The 21,213-nt window shown below is 59.7% G+C and carries 19 protein-coding genes; 16 read left to right on the top strand and 3 right to left on the bottom strand.

Annotated elements, in window-relative coordinates; all coding sequences use genetic code 11:
• The first annotated feature begins 224 nt into the window (after positions 1–224).
• The 9 genes from FJ320_10455 (at position 225) to FJ320_10415 (ending at position 11,199) form a co-directional block, all read left to right on the top strand.
• Complete coding sequence (locus FJ320_10455) at positions 225–1,958, top strand: hydantoinase B/oxoprolinase family protein (GenBank protein ID MBM3926382.1); 1,734 nt, start codon at positions 225–227, stop codon at positions 1,956–1,958.
• Between the two features lie 333 nt (positions 1,959–2,291).
• Positions 2,292–4,397, top strand: coding sequence for a hydantoinase/oxoprolinase family protein (locus FJ320_10450; protein MBM3926381.1), 2,106 nt, complete (start codon positions 2,292–2,294; stop codon positions 4,395–4,397).
• A complete protein-coding gene (locus FJ320_10445) occupies positions 4,298–5,296 on the top strand; it encodes a dihydrodipicolinate synthase family protein (GenBank protein ID MBM3926380.1) in 999 nt (332 codons plus the stop codon). The genes FJ320_10450 and FJ320_10445 overlap by 100 nt, the downstream gene beginning before the upstream one ends.
• 118 nt (positions 5,297–5,414) lie before the next feature.
• Positions 5,415–5,993 (top strand): hypothetical protein, encoded by a 579-nt coding sequence (locus FJ320_10440; protein ID MBM3926379.1) that lies wholly within the window; start codon positions 5,415–5,417, stop codon positions 5,991–5,993.
• A 53-nt stretch (positions 5,994–6,046) separates the two neighbouring features.
• The gene (locus tag FJ320_10435) at positions 6,047–7,171 is read left to right on the top strand and encodes an amidohydrolase (protein MBM3926378.1); all 1,125 of its coding nucleotides are present in this window, start codon (positions 6,047–6,049) and stop codon (positions 7,169–7,171) included.
• A 150-nt stretch (positions 7,172–7,321) separates the two neighbouring features.
• The gene (locus FJ320_10430) at positions 7,322–7,837 is read left to right on the top strand and encodes a nucleoside deaminase (GenBank protein ID MBM3926377.1); all 516 of its coding nucleotides are present in this window, start codon (positions 7,322–7,324) and stop codon (positions 7,835–7,837) included.
• Between the two features lie 10 nt (positions 7,838–7,847).
• Entirely contained in the window at positions 7,848–8,330 is a 483-nt protein-coding gene (locus tag FJ320_10425) for a nucleoside deaminase (protein ID MBM3926376.1), read from the top strand.
• Entirely contained in the window at positions 8,330–8,863 is a 534-nt protein-coding gene (locus tag FJ320_10420) for a TlpA family protein disulfide reductase (GenBank protein MBM3926375.1), read from the top strand. Before FJ320_10425 ends, FJ320_10420 begins: the two co-directional genes overlap by 1 nt.
• A gap of 344 nt (positions 8,864–9,207) precedes the next feature.
• Complete coding sequence (locus FJ320_10415) at positions 9,208–11,199, top strand: acetoacetate--CoA ligase (GenBank protein ID MBM3926374.1); 1,992 nt, start codon at positions 9,208–9,210, stop codon at positions 11,197–11,199.
• Positions 11,200–11,846: 647 nt separating this feature from the next.
• Here FJ320_10415 and FJ320_10410 read toward each other — a convergent pair.
• Positions 11,847–12,029, bottom strand: a complete 183-nt coding sequence (locus FJ320_10410) for a hypothetical protein (GenBank protein ID MBM3926373.1) — start codon at positions 12,027–12,029, stop codon at positions 11,847–11,849.
• 278 nt (positions 12,030–12,307) lie between these two features.
• Between FJ320_10410 and FJ320_10405 the strand changes: the two genes are divergently transcribed.
• Both FJ320_10405 and FJ320_10400 read left to right on the top strand, forming a co-directional pair.
• Positions 12,308–13,429: a PLP-dependent transferase gene (locus FJ320_10405; protein ID MBM3926372.1), complete on the top strand. Its 1,122-nt coding sequence runs from the start codon at positions 12,308–12,310 to the stop codon at positions 13,427–13,429.
• A 43-nt stretch (positions 13,430–13,472) separates the two neighbouring features.
• Entirely contained in the window at positions 13,473–13,970 is a 498-nt protein-coding gene (locus FJ320_10400) for a hypothetical protein (GenBank protein MBM3926371.1), read from the top strand.
• 117 nt (positions 13,971–14,087) lie between these two features.
• On the opposite strand, the gene FJ320_10395 is transcribed toward FJ320_10400, so the two are convergent.
• Positions 14,088–14,432, bottom strand: a complete 345-nt coding sequence (locus tag FJ320_10395; GenBank protein MBM3926370.1) for a type II toxin-antitoxin system PemK/MazF family toxin — start codon at positions 14,430–14,432, stop codon at positions 14,088–14,090.
• Entirely contained in the window at positions 14,425–14,697 is a 273-nt protein-coding gene (locus FJ320_10390; protein MBM3926369.1) for a CopG family transcriptional regulator, read from the bottom strand. The genes FJ320_10395 and FJ320_10390 overlap by 8 nt, the downstream gene beginning before the upstream one ends.
• A gap of 37 nt (positions 14,698–14,734) precedes the next feature.
• On the opposite strand from FJ320_10390, the gene FJ320_10385 reads away from it, so the two are divergent.
• From FJ320_10385 to FJ320_10365, 5 genes are all read left to right on the top strand, one after another.
• The gene (locus FJ320_10385; GenBank protein ID MBM3926368.1) at positions 14,735–15,712 is read left to right on the top strand and encodes an alpha/beta fold hydrolase; all 978 of its coding nucleotides are present in this window, start codon (positions 14,735–14,737) and stop codon (positions 15,710–15,712) included.
• Between the two features lie 322 nt (positions 15,713–16,034).
• A complete protein-coding gene (locus FJ320_10380; GenBank protein ID MBM3926367.1) occupies positions 16,035–16,739 on the top strand; it encodes a hypothetical protein in 705 nt (234 codons plus the stop codon).
• 98 nt (positions 16,740–16,837) lie between these two features.
• The gene (locus FJ320_10375) at positions 16,838–17,989 is read left to right on the top strand and encodes an aminopeptidase P family protein (protein ID MBM3926366.1); all 1,152 of its coding nucleotides are present in this window, start codon (positions 16,838–16,840) and stop codon (positions 17,987–17,989) included.
• Between the two features lie 104 nt (positions 17,990–18,093).
• Positions 18,094–19,143, top strand: a complete 1,050-nt coding sequence (locus FJ320_10370) for an aryldialkylphosphatase (protein MBM3926365.1) — start codon at positions 18,094–18,096, stop codon at positions 19,141–19,143.
• A 175-nt stretch (positions 19,144–19,318) separates the two neighbouring features.
• A complete protein-coding gene (locus FJ320_10365) occupies positions 19,319–21,019 on the top strand; it encodes a thiamine pyrophosphate-binding protein (protein MBM3926364.1) in 1,701 nt (566 codons plus the stop codon).
• The last annotated feature ends 194 nt before the right edge of the window (positions 21,020–21,213 follow it).

The following is a 21,213-nucleotide window of genomic DNA, read 5'->3' as shown; positions in this document are numbered from 1 at the left end:
CCCCCTTTTCCTCACGAGGAAAAGGGGGAGAACCAGACCCATCAGCCCCACTATGGAAACAGGTTCTCCCCGGACTCCTGTGATTAGCAGATAAATTCTCCTGCAAAGTTGTTTAGAGAGCCAAACGGCAATTTTCAAAGTTGACACCCTCTCTACGCTAACCTATTCTATGCTTAGACAGGCGTCGAATTTCGACGCCTGTTAATTCGCGAGGCAGGGCATTGGTGGCTAAGACCAGGCTGAACCCCATCACCGTCGAAGTCATAGGCAACGCGCTGGCGTCAATAGCGGACGAGGTGCTGGTGGGGCTTATCAAGTCGGCGTACTCGACCAACATAAAGGAGCGGCAGGACTGCTCGTCGGTGGTGATGGATGGTAAGGGGCAGGTGGTATGCATCAGCGACATGAGCCTGCCCATGCACCTGGGGTCATTCTTGTTTACCGGTGACGCGATACTCAAGCGGTTTCCCATCGAGAGCATACAGCAGGGCGATGTGTTTATCGTCAACGACCCGTACAGCGGCGGGCCGTCGCACCTGGCGGACGTGACGTTTGTCGCGCCGGTGTTCCACGAAGGGCGATTGGTGGCCTTTGTGGGGAACACGGGGCACTGGCCGGACGTGGGGGGCAAGGCGCCGGGGCAGGCGGCGTTGGGCGACGCCACGGAGATATATCAAGAGGGGCTGCGGCTGCCGCCGGTACGGCTATATAAGGCTGGCGAATTACAGCAGGATATTTTAGACATTGTGCTGCTGAACGTGCGTGACCCGGACAATCGGGACGGGGACATAAGGGCGCACTGCGGGTCACTGTTCCTGGGGGCGCGCCGCATGAATGAGCTGGCGGCGCAGTACGGCGGCGAGGTTATCGTGCGGGCGCTGGAGGAACTGCTGAACGTCGCCGAGCGGAAGGCGCGGCACGGGATAGCGTCGCTGGCGGAGGGGGAGTATTCGGCGTCGGACGCGCTGGACGACGACATGGACAGCGACGAGCCGATACCCATCAAGGTCAAGATTACCGTCAAGCACAAGCCGAAGCCGGAGGTGCTGGTCGATTACGCAGGGACAGGCGGACCGGCCAAATTCGGCATCAACAATCCGATGCACGGGACTCTGACGGTGGTGTACTGGGTATTTCGTTCGATTCTTGACCCCGATATACAGCCCAACGCAGGGTTTGCTCGCGCCATAAAGGTCACCGCGCCTGACGGGTGCCTGGTGAACTGCAAAGCGCCGTCGCCGCTGGGAGCGCGATATGAAGTGGCGTCGCAGATACCGGACTCGCTGTTCGAAGCGCTGTCGGGGGCGGTGAAGAAGGGCATCGAGGCGGGCGGGCACGGGACCCACGGGATGGGGTTCAGCGCGCCGTCGCCTCGTTCGTTTATCTACTACGAGACCGTCGGCGGCGGGGGCGGAGCGCGGCCCAATAAGGACGGGGTCAACGGCGTGCATATCACGTCCAATCTGCCCGTGGAGGCGATGGAGCAGGAGTTCCCGATGATGGCGGAGCGGCTGGAGTACGTGAGGGACTCGGGGGGGCCGGGGAAGTTTAGGGGAGGCGTGGGCATACGCAAGGACTGGCGGATGCTGATCGATTCGTATGTCGGGACACACTCGAACCGGCACAAGATACCCGGGCCGGGGCTGCTGGGGGGCAACAAGGGGACGCTGACTCGGATTATGAAGTCGCCGGACTCGGCGGACCACGAAGAGATACATCGAGAGGCTACGTTTGTGCCGGCCAAGACCGGGGACATCGTTAGCATTTTTGCAGGGGGCGGCGGCGGGTATGGGCATCCATTTGATAGAGAGCCGGAGTCGGTGCTGACGGACGTGGTGAATGGGCTGGTGTCGGTGGAGTCGGCGAAGCGGGATTACGGGGTGGCGGTGGATTTGGGGCGTCGGCGGCTGGATGTGGAGGAGACGCGGAGGCTGAGGGGTAGGAAGGGGAAGGGATGAACGCAGCGTGGCAGGTGGTATTGATAAAATATCGTTTGTCCAGGGTTTCACCCTCAACCTGCGCCTTCTCCCATCAAGGGAGAAGGAATTTTCTCGGTACCCGTCAGTCCTTTTATGCACATCAATCCTTAAGGAGAGCAGGCGCTCAAGGGGAGAGAGGACCAGATGGGAAGGGCGAGGCGACCTCGCCCTTACATTAGCAGGCGGTGCCTAACTGATGGATGCGAGAAGTAGGTTGCAGACACAACGGATTCTTTGCTACGGGCCGACCCTACGACAGGCTCAGGGTGAACGGCCCCCATCTCAGAACGACAAAATCGGGAGGAGCTGTTAGTGCCCAGATTGCGGATTGGTGTGGATGTGGGCGGGACGTTTACCGACCACATCTTGTTTGACGAAGACTCGGGCTCGCTATCCGTATATAAGACGCCGTCGTCGCCGGAGGACCCGTCGAGGTCGGTGCTGGACGGCATCGACCACTTCGGCGGCGAGCGAGGCGGGCTGAAGGGGTTGTGGATGGTGGCCCACGGGACGACGGTGAACACCAACGCGATTTTGTCTAGGACGGGCGCGAAGATAGGGCTTATAACGACTCGCGGCTTCAGGGACGTGCTGGCTATCGGGCGGCAGACGCGGCCGCATTTCTACAAGTGGGACGTGGACAGGCCGGAGCCGCTGGCGCCTCGATACCTGCGGCTGGAGGTGACGGAGCGCACCGACAGCAAGGGGAAAGTCGTGACGCCACTGAGCGAGAGCGACGTGTACCAGTGCATCGAGACGTTGAAGGCGGAGGGTGTGGAGGCGGTGGCGGTGTGCTTGCTTAACTCCTATGTCAACGCGTCGCACGAGAAGCGTATCAAGGAGATTTTGCAGGAGGCGATGTCGGGGACGTACCTGGCGGTGTCGTCGGAGATATCGCCGGAGTTCAGGGAGTTCGAGCGCAGCAGCACGACGACAGCGGTGGCGTACATCGGGCCGGTATTTAAACGATACGTCGGCAACCTACAGAAGGGGCTGACGGAGCGGCAGAGGCCGTCGCCGAATCTTTACATAATGCAGTCCTCAGGTGGGATGGCCAGCGCGCAGGTGTCGGTGGAGAGGCCGCACCTGACCATTGAATCGGGGCCGGCGGCGGGTGTGCTGGCGACGATTGATTTGGGGCGGCGTGTCGGGTTCAAGGACTTGATATCGTTTGACATGGGTGGGACGACGGCCAAGGCCAGCCTGATTCGAGGGCTGAAGCCGTCCATGGCGAACATGCTGGAGATAGGCAAGGAGGCGACGGGCTATTACGGGGTGCGGATCACGGGCCTGCCGGTGCGGACGCCGTCAATAGACCTGGTGGAGTGCAGCGCGGGTGGGGGAAGCGTGGCGTGGGTGGACGTGGCAGGCTTGCTGAAGGTGGGGCCGCAGAGCGCGGGGGCAGTGCCAGGGCCGGTGTGCTACGACTCGGGGGGCACGGAGCCGACGGTGACCGACGCCAACGTAACGCTGGGGCGCATCGCGCCGGACTTCTTCCTCGGCGGGCGGATGACACTGAAGCCCGAGCTATCGAAGAAGGCTATCGAGGAGAAGCTGGGCCGGAAGCTGGGGATGTCGGCCCACGAGGCGGCGCAGGGGATATTAGACATCGTCAACGCCAACATGGTGCGTATATTACGGGTGGTGTCGGTGAGCCGGGGGTTCGACCCTCGCCAGTTCGCGATGGTGGCCCACGGCGGGGCGGGGCCGCTGCACGCCGGCGACCTGGCGGAGGAGCTGGAGGTGGGCCGAATTGTGGTGCCGCCGAGCCCGGGGCTATTCTCGGCGCTGGGGCTGGTCATCAGCGACATCCAGACCAGCGCGTCGGCGACACGGTTCCTGAGGGCGACGCCGCAGAACCTGGAGGCGATTCGCGGGGGGTTGGAGGCGCAGGTGGAGGAGTGCCGGCGCACGCTGCGACAGGAGAAAATCGCCGAGAAGGACCAGATTATCGAGAAATATCTAGAGATGCGGTACGTGCGGCAGAACTTCGAGTTGGAGATAGCGGTCACGTCGGGATTGAAGACGGCGGGGGAGTTGGAGGCGGTGGCGGCGGAGTTCCATCGCGCGCACGAGCGCAACTACGGCCACGCCGACCCCAGGGCGGCGGTTGAGGTGGTGAACGTGAAGGCGCGGGGCATTGGGCGGGTGCCCAAGCCGGAGCCGGCGATGATAGCGGAGGGCGGGAAGGACCCGTCGAGGGCGTTGTTAGGAAATCGTAAGGTATTTTTCAAGCAGGCCCAGGGATGGCTGGAGTGCCCCCACTATGACAGGGCCAGGCTGTTGCGCAATAATGTCATCGTCGGGCCGGCCATGATATGCCAGTACGACTCGTCGGTGGTGGTGCTGCCGGGGCACAAGGCGTCGGTGGGATCACTGGGCGAGCTTATAATCGAAACAGGAAAAGGAGGCTCATAATGGGCCAGTTTAAGGGGGTCGTCGCGGCGACTATTACGCCTTTCACGCCGGAGGGCAAGTTCAACGAGAAGGCCTTTATCAAGATAATGGAGTCGAACATCAAGGCCGGAGTCGATGGCTTCTGGGTCAGCGGCGGGACGGGAGAGAGCGTGCTGCTGACGGAAGAGGAGGTCAACCGGACGTCAGAGATATCGGTAGGCCTGTGCAAGGGCAAGGCCAAGTCGATTATTCATGTGGGAACGCTGACCACGGCGGCGTCGGTGCGGATGGCGAGGGTGGCGGCGCGGGCCGGGGCCGACGCCATCGCCTGCGTGCCGCCCTTCTTCTACGGGCCGTCGGAGCAGGCGATCATCGAGCACTACAAAGCGGTGGCCGATGCCGCGGGCGACCTGCCGTTCTTTGTCTATAACCAGCCCAGGTACACCCAGGTGGAGTTCACGGCGCCGATGCTGGACCGAATCAAGAAGGCGGTGCCGCAGATTGTGGGCGTCAAACACTCGGCGCCGGACTTCAATAACACGCGTCGGTTCAAGGCCATAGGGCTGGATGTGTTCACGGGGAGCGGGTCGCTGTTCCTGTCGTGCCTGGCGGCGGGGGGCGTAGGGGTGGTCGACGGGCCGCTGACGGTATCGCCGGAGCTATGGATAAACGCGTATCGGGCGTACCAGAAGGGGAACATGGCTGAGGCGCAGAAGTGGCAGGACAAGGCCAATGTGTTAATCGACCTGGCGGCCAAGTACGGGATGCAGGCGACATGCAAGGCGCTGTGCGACGTCAAATACGGCGTCGAGTGCAGGGAGCCGAGGAGGCCCATACTGCCGCTGAGCAGGGAGCAAAAGAAAGAGCTGGTATCGGCGGCGGAGAAGGCGGGGGTGTTGGGAGTGGGCGGTGGGGTGTAGAGGTAGGTCACCGTCTTGCTGCAGCGTATGGCCACCTAACATGGAAAACCTTTTATTTCGAGTGCTGCCAGCGGGTTAGTGTAAGATAGTCGGCGCAACCTTCTTCAGGGAGTGATCCATGGCAACTGTCTTCGGTCGTTTAGGAGACGAAATGTATGACGCTCTGTGTGAACCGGACGCCGACAAGCGAAGTACAGCAATTGAAACATGGATAAACCGAGCCAGTGAGAAAATCGCGCCGTATATTCGTGAAGAATTAGCAGCTTACATCGCATGGATTATGAAAGGGCGTGAGACAGAGGAGGGATGGAAGAGAGGAGAAAGAAAGTGGCGCAGCATTCAGCCTCAATATCATCTTGTAATGGACATTAAGTTGCGTACGGTTGGCTTAAAGGAGCAATCGCAATTGAATATAGTTGATCCATTAGAAGCCATTGTACCTGGCCCTGACAGAAACACTCGCAACACCCTCTTAAAAGAAAGCACTGTCAGAGAAATGGCAAGACAAAAGACCGCCGGGAGTGAGGGGAAATCTTGGGATGATGGAGATTATGATGGCGAGTCAGATAGGTCACCAAACGATGACCGGTCAGATTCTATGAACCCTAATAACGATACTTATCAGGCAGCTATGGACAATCATGCTAACCAGATGAACCCCAATAATGATGCATATTGGTCATCGCGTGGACGCTAGTGTCCAACTTGGCGATAGGGATATCAAGGCAATTTTAAACAGGAGGGACTGAGATGGCTAACTACAAGGTTATTTCATCGGACTCCCACGTGGTAGAGCCGCCCAACCTGTGGGTCGAGAGGATGGACAGGGCCAGGTTCGGCGACAAGATACCTCACCTGGTGGAGGGCGAGCCCTTCGACTTCTGGTACGCGGAGAACAAGAAGGCCGCGCCCGTGGGGGCCATAACCCAGGCGGGGCTGAGGTTCGAGCGGCCTCAGGATATTATTCAAGAAGGCAAGTTCGGCGCGGTACGACCGGGCGGTTATATCCCCGTCGAGCACGTCAAGGATATGGACGAGGATGGGGTTTATGGCGGCGTGGTCTATCCGTCCATCGGGCTGTCGCTGTACGAGAAGCTGGAGGACCCGGAACTGACGCGGGAAACTTTCGCGGCGTATAACGACTGGCTGGCGGAGTTCTGTTCGGCGGACAGCAAGCGGCTGAAAGGGGCGGCCATGCTGTTGGTGGAGGAGAACGTGGGGCAGGCTGTCGAAGAGTTGAGGCGCATCGCGGAGATGGGGCTGACCAGCGCGATGATCAGCAGCTACCCCAGGGTGGGACTGACCTACGACAAGCCGCTGTACGAGCCTTTCTGGTCGGCGGCGGAAGAGCTGGATGTAACGCTGAACTTGCACGTGACCACCAACCGCCCGACCACGGACCCCGGGCTGCGGGGGGACTCGGCAGGGAGAATCGCGTCGTGGGTGCAGCACGACTACTGGGCAAGGATGTGCCTGTGCCATATCATATTTTCGGGGGTGCTGGAGAGGCATCCAAAGCTCAAATTCGCCAATGTGGAGCACGAGCTAGGCTGGCTGCCGTTCTTTATGCATCGAATCGACGTGGCGTATCGAGAGAAGCAGCAGTCGCTGCCCATGCGGTTTAAGACCGACGCCACGCCCAGCGACTTCATGCGCAGCAACGTGTATCACAGCTTCCAGGAAGACGCCATGGGGATCCAGTTCCGCCATGTCATCGGCGTCGACAACCTGATGTGGGGCAGCGACTACCCGCACTCGGAATCGACGTTCCCGAAGTCGCTGGAGATACTGGATAGGATTCTGAAGGGGGTGCCGGAGAAGGAGCGGGCGAAGATAGCGGGAGGGAATACGGCGAAGGTGTATAAGTTTGATTGAGGGGGGAAGGGTGAGGAGGCCTCGCCCTTACACAAGTGATGGATTTGTCTAGCAGGAGATGCGACCTGGATTTTAGTGGGGCCAGATTCATCGACTGCGCCCGCCTACGGCGGGCTTCGCTCAGAATGACAATGGAGAGGGAGGTGTCCAATGCCCAATGAACATGAAGGCTACATGCGGATGGCGATTGAGGAGGGGAGGAAGGGGAATAAGCTGGGGAACTCGCCGGTGGGGTCGGTCATCGTCAAGGGGGGGAAGGTGGTGGCCAAGGGGCACAACCTGGCGAACAGCGACCTGGACGTGACGGCCCATGCGGAGACGGTGGCCTTGCGGAACGGCGGGCCCAAGCTAGGGCACCTGGACTTCACGGGCTGCACTCTGTACACCACCTATGAGCCGTGCCTGATGTGCGCCGGGGCGATTGTGTTTGCGGGCGTGGAGACTCTGGTCATGGGTGGCAACTACAACCCCAACTGGGGCAGGTATGGGAACTACAGCGTCGAGAAGGCGTTTGCGCTGGTGGAGAGGTCGAGCATTAAAGTTGTGCGGGGCGTGCTGGTGGAGGAGTGTGAGGCGATGACGTGGGAGTACCGGGCCAAGGTGGCGCGAGGCGAGTTGAAGGAGCCTCGGCAAGCTACGAGCCAGATAATAAAAAGCTCTTTATAGTCGTCTCCACATGGTAGCGAGTAGAGCAATAGACCACGAAAAGTATATGCGCATGACGATAGCTGTGGCCCGAGAGGGGGAGAAGGGCGGCAACCCGCCGGTGGGGTCGCTGGTGGTGCTGGATAGTAAGGTCATCGCGAAGGCGTACAACACGGCGATACCTGACCTGGACGTTTGCGCTCATGCCGAGACGGTGGCGCTGAAGCGGGCGGGGCAGGCGCTGGGGCACCTGGATATGACGGGATCGACACTGTACAGCACCGGCGAGTCGTGCATGATTTGCGCGGGGGCCATCGCCATCGCCGGGGTGAAAAGGGTGGTGCTGGGCGGCAACTACCACAAGAGCGTGGGCAAGGTGGGCGACTACAGCCTAGAAAAGGCGCTGGCGCTGGTGGGCCGCAACGACATTGAGGTTATTCGAGGTGTGCTGACGGAGGAGTGCGAGGCGATGCGGTGGGCCTACTGGTCGCGGACAGCGAAGAAGCAGCCCTGATGTTTTTCAAGCAATTCGCGGTTTTTATGGTCGTCGCTGGGGTACTGGCGGTACTTTCGGCGTGCGGGGGAGTCGGCGAGGCAAAGCCTGCGCCGGACTTTTCGCTGTTCATGTACCAGGGCGCGGATAAAGTGGGCGGCCAGGAGATAAATTTCAGCCAGGCTATAGCCCAGGGAAAGCCTATAGTGCTGAACTTCTGGGGCGGGTCGTGCCCGCCGTGCCGCGCCGAGATGCCGGACATCGAGGAGGTGAGCCGCCGGTACGACGGCAGGGTGCTGTTCCTGGGGCTGGACGTAGGGCCGTTCTTGCTCTTGGGCACACGTGAAGAGGGCCGGGCGCTGCTGCAGGAGTTGGATATAACCTATCCCGCGGGCAGCACCGACAACAGGGATGTGCTGCGGGACTACACGGTTACGGGGCTGCCACGGACTGTTTTCATTCGCTCCGACGGCATGATTATGCGTAAGTGGGACGGGCTGTTGAGCGAGTCGAAGCTGGAGGAGCTGGTGGAGGATTTAATCGCGGCGTCCTAAAGGGCACCATCTTTACGGGAAAAGCAAGCCTTGTTTGTACTCGGGATACCATCCCCTTTGTCCCCTTTCCCGATTTACATCGGGACAGGCTCTGCTGGAAGGGGAAGATTAAATTAGGATCACCTCATCACCCTCCTTCGGCCAGGCTCAGGACGGTCCGATTGCATCGGACTCCGCGATATATGCTTTAAGGTAGCGGAGCGTCTAACTCCCTCTTCTCCTTTGTAATAGGAGAAGAGGGAGAACCTGATGAGAGGGAAGACCCTTGAACCCCAGTGAGAACAAGCCTTCCATGCCTGGCACGACTATATAATCAACCTAATCATTGAATCCTAGGTGGCAGAGTGCCTAAAGAGAGTGCTAAGAGGAGAGACCAAGGCAGCGAGGTACTTTGGCGGCCTTCGGCGGAGGTTAAGGCCAGGGCCAACATTACGCGGTATATGGAGTGGCTTCGGGAGCGGCGCGGCCTGCGGTTCCGCAACTACCAAGAGCTGTGGCAATGGTCGGTGAATGACTTGGAGGGGTTCTGGTCGTCGATATGGGAGTACTTTCAGGTTAAGGCCCACACGCCATATAAGCGCGTCCTTAACAGCAACGAAATGCCAGGGACGCGGTGGTTTGAGGGGAGCCTGCTGAACTATGCCGAGCACGCGCTATCGCGGCGTGATGACCACCTGGCGGTCATTGCGTATTCGGAGGCGAGAGCGCGGGTGACCCTGACTTACGATCAGCTTCACGAGCAGGTGGCGTCGATGGCGGCGGGGCTGCGGCGGATGGGGGTGACGAAGGGGGACAGGGTGGCGGCGTACATGCCCAACGTGCCGGAGGCGCTGGTGGCGTTCCTGGCGACGGCCAGCATCGGGGCGATATGGTCTAGCTGCCCGCCGGAGTTCGGGCTGAAGAGCGTGGTCGATAGATTCAAACAGATTGAACCAAAGGTCTTGTTCGCCGTCGAGGGGTATGTGTACAGGGGCAAACCTTATGAGCGAATGGAGGAGGTGGCGGAGCTGGCGCGGGGGTTGCCGTCTGTGGAGCGGGTGGTAATGCTGCCGCTGCTGAAGGCGAGGCCGGACCTAAGGGGCATCAGGAAGGGGGCGCTATGGGAGGAGGCGCAGGCTGCGGGCGACTTGGAGTTCGAGCCTGTGCCATTCGATCATCCGCTGTGGGTGTTGTACTCGTCGGGAACGACAGGACTGCCCAAGCCCATCGTCCAGGGGCACGGCGGGATACTTCTGGAACACCTGAAGGCGCTGTCGCTGCACCTGGACTTGACGAGCGAGGACAGGTTTTTCTGGTACACGACGACGGGCTGGATGATGTGGAACTTTCTCATCGGCGGGCTGCTGGTGGGGTCGACGGTGCTGCTGTACGACGGCCACCCCTCGCATCCAGATTCGGGGGCTTTGTGGAAGTTTGCCCAGGACACGGGGATGACCTACTTTGGCGCCAGCGCGCCGTATTTGGTCAGCTGCATGAAGGAGGGGGTGGAGCCGTCGAAGAAATATGACCTGTCGAAGCTGAGGGGCGTGGGCTCCACGGGCGCGCCGCTGCCGCCGGAGGGCTTTCGATGGGCGTACGAACACGTGAAGGGCGACGCGCTGTTGAACTCTTTCAGCGGCGGCACGGACATATGCACCGGAATTGTGGGGGCGTGCCCGTTGCTGCCGGTGCGGAGCGGGGAGATACCGTGCCGATTGCTGGGAGCGTCGGTGGAGGCGTACAACGAGGCGGGGAAGCCGGTGGTGGGACGGGTAGGCGAGCTGGTTATAACGAAGCCGATGCCGTCCATGCCGCTATATTTCTGGAACGACCCCGACAACGCGCGATATCGCGAGGCGTATTTTGAGCAATACCCTGGTGTGTGGCGGCACGGCGACTGGATCGAGATAAATCGACGGGGCGGATGCGTAATCTACGGGAGGTCTGACTCGACGCTGAAGCGGGGTGGGGTAAGGATGGGCACCAGCGAGTTCTACAGTGTGGTGGAGGCGATGCCGGAGGTGGCGGATAGCCTGGTGGTAGACACCAGCGAGGTTGGCGGAGAGGGGAAGTTGCTACTGTTCGTCGCGCTGAAGGAGGGGGTTGTGATGACGGATGAAGTGAAGTCGAGGATTAAGGAGAGGCTGAGGCGGGAGTTGTCGCCTCGGTACACGCCGGATGTCATATATGCCATCGACGAAGTGCCGTACACGCTGAACGGGAAGAAGCTGGAGGTGCCGGTGAAGCGGGTGCTGCTGGGCGCACCTGTGGAGAGGGCGGTGAATCTGGGGGAGGTGCGCAATCCCGAGGCGCTGCGGAGGGTGATAGAGGCGGCGAAGGGGGAGCAGGACACTTGATATGCGGCCCGCCTGAGGCGGGCCGCATATCAGTCCATCAGTCAACGATGCCCTACCCCTTTGGCCGAGGGTGAGGAAACGCCGACCCATAGGGTCATATCATGGCATCCATCCTCGACGGCGTCGTGACTGGGGGCCTGTTAGAAATGTATCGCAAGGCGGAAATGGCTCGCTCGCCCGGCTCCTAGATACATGTTTGCAGGGGAAGCGTCGATCAGAAAGTCGACGCTTCCCCGACGGTCCGTTGATTGAGGCCAACAGCAACGGATGCGTATGGGGTTAGGGCGTTGCTGTGGGGGTCACTGTCCTTATCGGGCTAGGGGAACTGATGGGGCTTGGGCTAGAGATTGGAGTGGTGGGCGAAGGCGTAGTGCCAGTACCACTGGGGAGCGTGCGAGTAGGTGTGGGTGTCCCAAGAATGCGCGGGGTGTTGGTTTCATCATCGCCGCACGCCACGGCCAGGGCCGCGAAGGCTGCGATAAGGGTAATAACCAGAAGTTTCAGTTTCATTTTTCCTCCTCAATTTGTCCTTAAGAGCTTTTGGCACTAAATAGACCCGTTGAACGCTGCTCAGCGGAAGAAGGTCTCAGGGCGACACGTTCTTCCTGACAACTTTAGTGGTTTCAATTGACTTTCAATCGCAAGGCCTAAGGAGTAGGGGAGCCTATAGGTCCAAAGCCAGGGGGTGTGTTGCCACTGCCGCCGGGGAGCGTGCGGGTAGGAGTGGGCGTCCCGTCAAAAAGGCCCGGGTTTTCGTCGTCATCGCCGCATGCTACCGCCAGGGCCGCGAAGGCGGCGATAAGAGCGATTATGAGAAGTTTGATTTTCATTTGTTTCACCTTGATGGCGTGTTAAGCCACAGTTCCAGAGAGGAACGCAGCATCTATCCAAATAAGTGTTACAACTCGTGGCAGAAAAATGCGTGTGCTAAGGGCTTAACTTTGTTTGTGCATATGGCTTAATACGAAAAGTGGCCTGCCAGCCAGGTTTACATAAAACTACGCGTCATGATTTGGCGGCGGGTGCGCGTATTTAGTTTTCCCTGGATAAAGAGCGCGCTCACGGTGATAAAATCAGCGCGATTAAGACGAAGGGCACAGGAGGCAGCATGAGGATTGAGACAATGGCGGTCCACGCCGGCAGGCATCCCGACGCGTCGACGGGGGCGGTGACACCGCCGATACACATGGCGACGACCTTTGAGCGCGATACGGACGGCAGCTACCCTCGTGGGTTTATCTACGGGCGGTCTGGGAACCCGAACCGCGCGATGCTGGAGGAGTGCCTGGCGAAGCTGGAGGGCGGGGCGGAGTGCGCGGCCTTCGCGTCAGGGATGGCGGCGCTGACGGCGGTATGCCAGTCGCTGGCGCCGGGGGACCACGTGGTCGCGCCGTCGGACATATACCACGGGACGGCAAGGATGCTTCGCGAGATCATGGCGCCGTGGGGGCTAAAGGTCAGCTTCATCGATATGACGGACGTGGAGCGAGTGAGGAAGTCGATGACGCCGAAAACCCGGCTGGTGCTGGTGGAGACTCCGTCGAACCCGCTGCTGAAGGTGGTGGACATAAAGGGGTGCGTCGAGGTCGCGCACGAGGCCGGGGCGGTGTGCGTGGTCGATAACACGTGGGCGACGCCGGTCTTGCAGCGGCCGCTGGAGCTGGGGGCGGACCTGTCGGTGCATTCCAGCACCAAGTACCTGGGGGGCCACGGCGACGTGACGGGCGGCGCGGTGGTGGCGAGGGAGTCCGAGGGGATATTCAAGAAGGTGCGGCACATACAGCAGAACGGGGGCGCGGTGCCGTCGCCCTTTGACTGCTGGCTCATCATGCGAGGCATCAGGACGCTGCCTTATCGTATGAGGGCGCACTGCGAGAACGCGTCGAGGGTGGCGGAGTTTTTGGCGTCGCATTCGATGGTCAAGGCGGTGCACTACCCGGGGCTGGCGGCGCACCCGGGGCATCGATCAGCGAAGGCGCAGATGAGCGGTTTTGGGGGGATGCTGTCTTTTCAGGTGAAGGGAGGGCGGGAGGCGGCCTTTGGGGTGGCGTCGAGGACGCGGCTGTTCACTCGAGCGACGAGCCTGGGGAGCTACGAGAGCCTGATAGAGCACCGGGCTAGCGTGGAGGGGCCGGAGAGCCGGACGCCGGAGGACCTGCTGCGGGTGAGCGTGGGGCTGGAGCACTGGGAGGACTTGGTGGAGGACTTGGGGAGAGGTTTGGTGAGATAATTGTTAACATACTAAGCCAAGGGTAATTAATTTGAAGAAAGTTGTGATAAAGACCAAGTTCAACCGATCTGGAAAAAGGGTTCTAACTATACCTATCGACTACCCCGGAATTCTGGCTCCGAGATATTTTGGATGGTATAAGAAGAAACGCGAAGCTATAGACCAGCGATACAAGCAAGCTTGTGACAATGCCAAACAAAAATATATTGAATCAATGGCGAATTCAATTGCCAAGTATGTTACAGGAAACTCAACAACTGGGAGCGAAGAGTTCAAGGCCACCAGAGTTTTAGCGAGTCGTGTGATAAGCCCTCAGCATCCACAGGCAGATGTTTACCCTGGAAGTTGGGCTGTTCAACTTGGCATCTCTTCGTTGACTCCAGACGAAAATAAAGCTTGGGTAGATTACATCGAAGAGACCCGAAAGGGACATATCGAAAGAGAGATTTCTCTTCGGGAAATTTCCTCTGAACTTAGCTCAATGAAGTCAGACCTTATCAGAGAAGTGACTGATCACTACCTTAAGCGGAATTCCACTTAGCGTACTGATGAGTCCTCTGAGTGTTTAACTTATTCTTGAAAGTAAGCGATTTTCTAGAATCCCTCTAGTAAATTCAGAACCAGCTCCTCTCATCCCTTGGCTTTCAGCTTCCTTGATTTAGTGCTCCAGCCCTAAGCTTTTATGCAGTGCGCTATCAACTTCACGCATCCGGTTCTGAGGCAGGGACCCAACCATGCTTCCAAGCCGCCCCTGGTCAATAGTTCGTAATTGTTCGCAGAGAACAGTACCATCCAGATTTAGTCCGCTTTCCTGGGCGGTGAAGGGGACACGGAAGGGATAGAGGCGGCGGCGAGGTTGGGAGGTGATGGCCGCAACGATGGTGGTAGGGCTGGTGCTATTGCCAGCGTCGTTTTGGATAACTAGGAAGGGCCTGCGGCCGGATTGCTCGGAGCCAGTAGTTTCTGAAAGCTCAAGCCAATAGATTTCCCCTCTCCTAACCATTGGTAGGCTCGTCCCACTTGGTGCGCTTAAAGAAATCGGCTACATCCTTCTCAAAGAACTCGTTGGCAATCCGGCGATTTTCCTCGGCCATTTCACGGTAGCCCTCTTCCATAAGGGCCTGTATGCGGGCTTCTTCTTCCTTCTTCAGGAGGTCGACGATGACAGCACTGCGGGTGGTGGAGCGCTCCTTGGCAAGGCGGTCCGCTACTTCCAGGAGATCTTTTGGGAGGCTGATGGCGACTTTAGCTGCTTTTGATTCGGGCATATTTCACCTCAGGCGATTATAATATCATACCGTAAGTATGACTTCTAGTATTACTCAGTGGCATTGGTTGGTGGCATTGCTTGCCCCGTATCACGCCTCGCCCTACAATGGCGGCGTCAGCAGAGGCGGGCAAGGAGGCGCGGCCATGAAGGCAGAGCTGGTGCAGTGCAAGACGTCGGACGGGGTGGCGCTGGACGGGGCGTTTTTCGAGGCGGCGGGGACAGCGCCCAAAGAGCGGGCGGTGGACGCCTTCCTGCTGATGCACGGGTCCAGTGGGAACTATTACAACAAGCTGCTGCTGTCGGTGGGGGAGGGGTTGAGGGAGGCGGGGTACCCCAGCGCGTCGTTCAACAACCGAGGGCACGATTTAGTATGGGGGCAGCCGGGGAATCTTATGGGGAACTCCTTTGATATTCTGGACTTTTGTCGATTGGATATCAGAGCATGCATCGACTGGCTGGCATCGAGGGGATACAAGCGGGTGGGGTTGTTCGGGCACAGCATGGGGGCGGTGAAGGTGGCCTACTACCAGGCCCGCGAGAAGGACTCGAGGGTAGGGGCAGTCGTCAGCAGTTCGCCGGTGAGGCTGTCGCACTCGTACTTCATGGGGAGCGAGGCGGCGTCGGAGCACAAGGAGAACGTCGAGTGGGCGCGGTCGATGGTGGAGAAGGGGCAGCCGGAGGCGCTGCGGGCGGTGAACTTTCCGATGCCGCACCTGTTCGGCGCGAAGGCGTACCTGGATAAGCACGGGCCGGAGGAGCGGTACAACCTGATGCGGCACGTGCGGGATATAAAGTGCCCGCTGCTGATGATGGCGGGGTCGAAGGAGGACCACCCTCGGCTGCGAGACTGCGCTCGCGATATGTACGGGCTGGTGAATGAGACGGGCCGGGCGAGGCTGATTATCCAGGAGGGCGCGGACCACGGGTACACAGGGATGCTGGATAAACTGACGTACAATGTAGTGGGGTGGGTTAGGGGGCTGGAGGGGGCGAAAGCGGGGACGAGGAGATAGGAGATGGGAGAAAGGGAATAATGGCAGGTAGCACTGATATAGGATTGTAGAGCTAGGGCTTCACCCTCACCTTCCAGATTAGCATCGGGATTTCAAATTTATATATTCCAAGGTGTTCAATAATCCTCTCCCATCAAGGGAGAGGAAATTTTTTGTATGCGATGTCGTCATAGTCCAGCGATCGAATTGACACTCAGTAGTATTGCTTGACACTCACTACACCCGCTCATAAGATGGCCGCATCTCTTAACTTGGGAATAGCCATGGTCAAATTCCGTCAAGCCGCGGCTAACCGCGGCATCTAGCCTATCGGTGATACCCCATGCGATATGCCAAAGTTATCACTTCAGTAAGAGAAGCCCTGATATCTCTTGAGCCCATCGGCTGGGGCAGGCCTTACAGGGAACTTCAAACGCTAACGGATGTAAGCGGCTACGAAAAATGGCTGGCTTACTCCACAGGCAACTTCAGCAACCCGTTCCAGCAGGCGGACGAAGACCGCTTCCGAAGTCGAGGCTGGTGGGCCGAGATAGTTCGGGACACAGTCAGGGAGGGTGGCAAGGGCGTCGATCGCAAAGGAAGGCTGAATTTAGTCTATATCTCACACGTCGGCACCGAATGGGAACGGGCGCATGGGGGAAAGGGGGAGATATGGGCGCCGCAGAATGGATGGTATGTCCCCACCGATGATGATGTTATTAAGAAGGGCGTCTGGATACCTTTCCACGAGGGCACGTTGATACCACGCGAAACAGTCCAGGACCGAAAAGAGGCCCTGAGAAGATTAGAAGCCAGGGGCATTTCCGCACAGCAGGCATCGTGCTTATACAGGCACGACAGTTATCCAGAGGAAATGTTCGTTGGCGTAGGCTTTTATCCGTGGGCCCACGCTTTGGGGCGCTTTACCGCGGACAACAGCAGGCTTCCTTCCTATCATGGCGGCCTGGGGGTTGGCAGTCGTCCGGCTTACAACCCGGCGACGGACCGAAATCCTGAGATTGTCATGGAAGTCGATGCGCGACTTTAGGGGCGGTCACAAGGCGTAGTCAAAATCCGAGCACTGCCGGCTAAACAGATACATTGTCCGCTTGAGGGGACTCAGAATAATAGAAACGGAGGACTGGAATGGCGATAAAGGCTGATTTGAAGGAGCGAGATGGGCGCTACAAGAGACTGCGGGCGGCCATGGAGTCGGAAGGGCTGGACGCGCTGGTGGTGGCGGGGTACGGCGGGAAGGGGGAGCGAGGGTACATTCGGTATTTGACGGACACGCACGTGTGGGAAGGCGACCCGCTCATCCTGTTCCCGCTCGACGGCGAGCCGGTGCACGTCCACGTCACGTACGCGGCGGCGTCGATGCCCGACAAGCTGTGGGTTGACGACTATCGAATATGGCCGGAGCCGCAGTCGGAGATAATCAAGGCGATCAAAGAGAAGAAGTTGACCAGGGCCAAGATAGGCGTCGCGGGGATGCGGAAGCTCGTGCCGGCGGGGGTGTTGGAGGACATGAAGTCGGCGCTGCCGCAGGCGAAGTTTGTGCAGGCCGACAATGTCATGGACCGGGTGAGGGCGGTGAAGAGCGCGTTGGAGATAAAGCAGCTTCGCGAGCACTGGAAGATGACGCAGAGGGCTATGGAACGTTTCATCGAGGTGGTAGGGCCGGGGATGTCGCAGCGGGAGGCGGCGGCGGAGCCGGCGCGGATTTTTCGGGCGGCGGGCGTGTTTGACGACCTGACCACGATACACGAGGGGAACTTCAAGGGGCTGCCCCGCGACACACCCCTGAAGTGCGACGACGCGGTGAGTTTCCACCTGGAGCTGTGCGGCGAAAGCGGCCACTGGTCGGAGATAAACGTAGTGTGCGCTTTCAAGCCGCCGACGAAGCTGGAGCAGAAGCTGCTAAATAGCGAGCGGCGGGCTTTGGACGAAGTACGGGCGAAGGCGAAGCCGGGGGTCACGCTGGCGAGTCTGGCCAAGACCTTCGACGGTGTGATACTGGAGGACGGGTGGAAGTTCGACAAGCCTATGTGGCACTACTATTTCCACGGGCAGGGGATGGACGGCATCGAGTGGCCATTCTTCACGGCTATGCCGCACGGCAGCCAGGACACGTCGCTGGAGGAGGGGATGGTATTCTCGTACCACCCGCACAAGGACACGATACCGTCGGTGCCGGCAACCCGGGCGCCAAGGATTTTCGACGGGTTCGTGATAACGAAACGCGGTGCGGAGACGTTGGCGCCGGACTGGGACGTGATGTGGCGGATTATGAAATGAGAAACCCCACCCTCCGCCCCGACCCCCCATCCTAACCTTCCCCCTCAAGGGGGGAAGGGATCTGAGGGAACGGACTAGGATACAGAGCGTTCAGGAGTAAATAAGTGACCTCGCCAAGGACAGGAAAGATTCAGACGGTGCTGGGGCTTATAGAGCCTTCGGAGCTAGGGGTGACGCTGAGCCATGAACACCTGGTGTTTGATTTTAGCCCCAACTTCGTCGAACCTGAGGAGCCGGAGTTAAAAGCGCTGGCGAGAGCGCCGATATCGCTGAGCAACCTGGGGTGGCTGCAATACAACTGGCGCTCCAGCCTCGACAATATGACGTTCCTCGACCAGAAGGCGGCGTCGGAAGAGGTGTCGCGGTTTGCCAAGGCGGGAGGCAGGAGCATCGTCGACACTACTAGCATTGGCATAGGGCGGGACCCCGGGGCGCTGGTGTACATATCCAAGGCTACGGGCGTGAACATAGTCATGGGGGCGGGGTATTACGTCGCGGGCAGCCATCCGAAGGATATGAGCAAGCGCAGCGAGGACCAGATAACTCGCGAGATAGTGGCCGACGTGACCAAGGGCGTCGGCGCGACGGGGGTGAGGGCAGGGATTATTGGGGAGATTGGTTGCTCGTGGCCGTGGGAGGCCAACGAGCGGAAGGCGGTGCGGGCGGCGGGCAGGGCGCAGTCGGAGACGGGGGCGGCGCTGGCGATCCACCCGGGGCGCAGCGAGGAGGCACCGTTCCAGATTATCGATGAGCTGAAGTCGGTGGGGGCGGACATCAGCCGTACGGTTATGTGCCACGTCTGCCGCACAATGTACAATCGCGACAAGCTGCTGAGGCTGGCGGAGACGGGGATAGTGCTGGAGTGGGACCTGTTCGGCCATGAGGATACTCACTACCCGTTTAACGAAGCGCCGACGCCGTCGGACTTACAGCGTATCGAGCAGATAAAGTGGGTGCTGGACCATGGGTTTGAGGACCAGGTGCTAATATCGCACGATATATGCACCAAGCAGAGGCTGGCAAGGTATGGGGGGCACGGGTTTACGCATCTGACGAAGTATGTGACGCTGAGGATGGAGAGGGTGGGGATTACGGAGGGGCAGATAGATAAGATGATCCAACAGACACCGCGTCGGGTGCTGGCGTTTGCCTGAGAGGGAATATAGTGGCAGGCGGTGGTGATAAAGTATCGTGTCTCTAGGGTTTCACCCTCACCTTAATCCTCTCCCATCAAGGGAGAGGAAAGAAAAACAAAGGCCAGATGGACATAAGCAAGCAATATTGGCTGTAAAAATAACGGGCTGATGGGATTTCTCGATTAGGCTCGAAATGACGATGATAGGGAGAGTAATCATGGCAAAGATGACGGGGGCGAGGTTTATTGCGGAGACGTTTAAGGGGTACGGCGTCAGCACGGTGTTTTTTGTGCCGTCCATACTCAAGCTGGGGCTGGTGGAGATGGAGAAGGTGGGCATACGCCGCATCTTGTGTCATTCGGAGAAGAGCGCGGCGTACATGGCCGACGCCTATGCTCGTGTGACGCACCGCCCAGGGGTGGCGATGGCCCAGTCGGTGGGGGCGGCCAACCTGGCGTCCGGCTTGCAGGACGCGTACCTGGCCTCGTCGCCGGTTATCGCGATATCTGGACGCGCGCCCATGGCGAAGCGGCCTAACCACAACTATCAGGAAATCGACCACCGCCCTCTGTACGACCCCGTGACCAAGTACAACGTGTACGTCGATACGCCGCAGCAGCTGGCACCACACTTGCGGCAGGCCTTTCGCGAGGCGGTGAGCGGGACGCCCGGGCCGGTGCACCTGGACCTGTCGGGCATACGGGGGGAGGAAGTGACGGAGGTGGAGGCGGACTATGATGTGATCATTGAGGAGACCTTTGCTTCGTACCCGCCCTTCCGGCCTGAGCCTGAGTCGGAGCGGGTGCGGCAGGCGGCGCGGCTGCTGGCCCAGGCACAGCGACCGGTGATGGTGGCGGGCGGCGGGGCGACGGCCTCGGGGGCGTCGGCGGAGGTGGTGAAGCTGGCGGAGATGCTTTCGATGCCTGTGGCGACGGCGCTGAATGGTAAGAATTTGATACCGGACAACCACCCGCTGTCGGTGGGCGTGGTGGGGACGTATTCGAGGTGGTGCGCCAACCAGGTGGTGTACGAGGCGGACCTGGTGCTGTACGTGGGAAGCCAGACCTCCGACCAGTCGACCAACGTGTGGACGACGCCCAAGAAGGGCACCAAGGTCATCCAGATTGACATAAATCCTGAAGAGTTGGGACGCAGCTACCCCAACGTGGTGTCGCTGATGGGGGACGCTCGGCAGACACTGCGGAAGATCATCGAAGCGTCGGAGGCGATATCCAGGCCGTCGTGGACCAAGCGGGCGCAGGACTTAGTGAAACAGTGGCGGCAGGAGTTGGAGCCGAAGATGACGTCGCAAGATGCGCCGACTCGTCCGGAGCGATTGTGCCGCGAGTTGAGCAATTGGCTGCCTGGAAACTCGGTGCTGGTGTCGGACACCGGGCATGCGGGGATATGGACGGGGACTATGGTGGACCTGACGCAGCCCGGGCAGACGTTCATTCGATGCGCGGGGTCGCTGGGGTGGGGGTTCCCGGCGGCGTTGGGGGCCAAGGCGGCGGCGCCGGAGCGGCCTGTGGTGTGCTTCACCGGTGACGGCGGCATGTGGTACCACATCGGCGAGCTGGAGACGGCGGTGCGCAGCGGGCTGAACGCCATCATCGTTGTCAACAACAACCGGTCGCTGAACCAGGACCGGGCGGGCGTGGAGCGGGCCTACGGCAGCGCGCCGGGGAACAAAGAAGAGATTTGGGTGTTCAACGACGTCGACTTCGCCAAGGTGGCCCAATCCATGGGCGCGGCGGGGATTCGGGTGAATAAGCCGGGGCAGCTTAAGGGTGCGCTGGAGCAGGCGCTGGAGGAGTCCAAGCGAAAGCCAGTGGTGGTGGATGTGGTGACGGACAAGGATATCATCGCGCCGCTGGCGAAGATGCCGGGGTAATGTAGCAAGTTGACCCCCCTCTTCTGTTCTCCCCGTCAAGAGGGAGAAAGGGGAACTGAGGTTATGTGGCTGTAATGCTCGGATTGCGGTGCTAGGGTTTCACCCCTCACCTTAGTCCTCTCCCACAAGGGGAGAGGAAAGAAAAAGGAAGGGTGCCTACCCCCCCCCCCCCCCTCCCCCCCCGCCACGGGGAA

The organism is SAR202 cluster bacterium, from assembly GCA_016872285.1.
In the GTDB taxonomy this organism is placed as follows: Bacteria; Chloroflexota; Dehalococcoidia; order Lucifugimonadales.
This window is presented reverse-complemented; position numbering and strand designations above follow the sequence as displayed.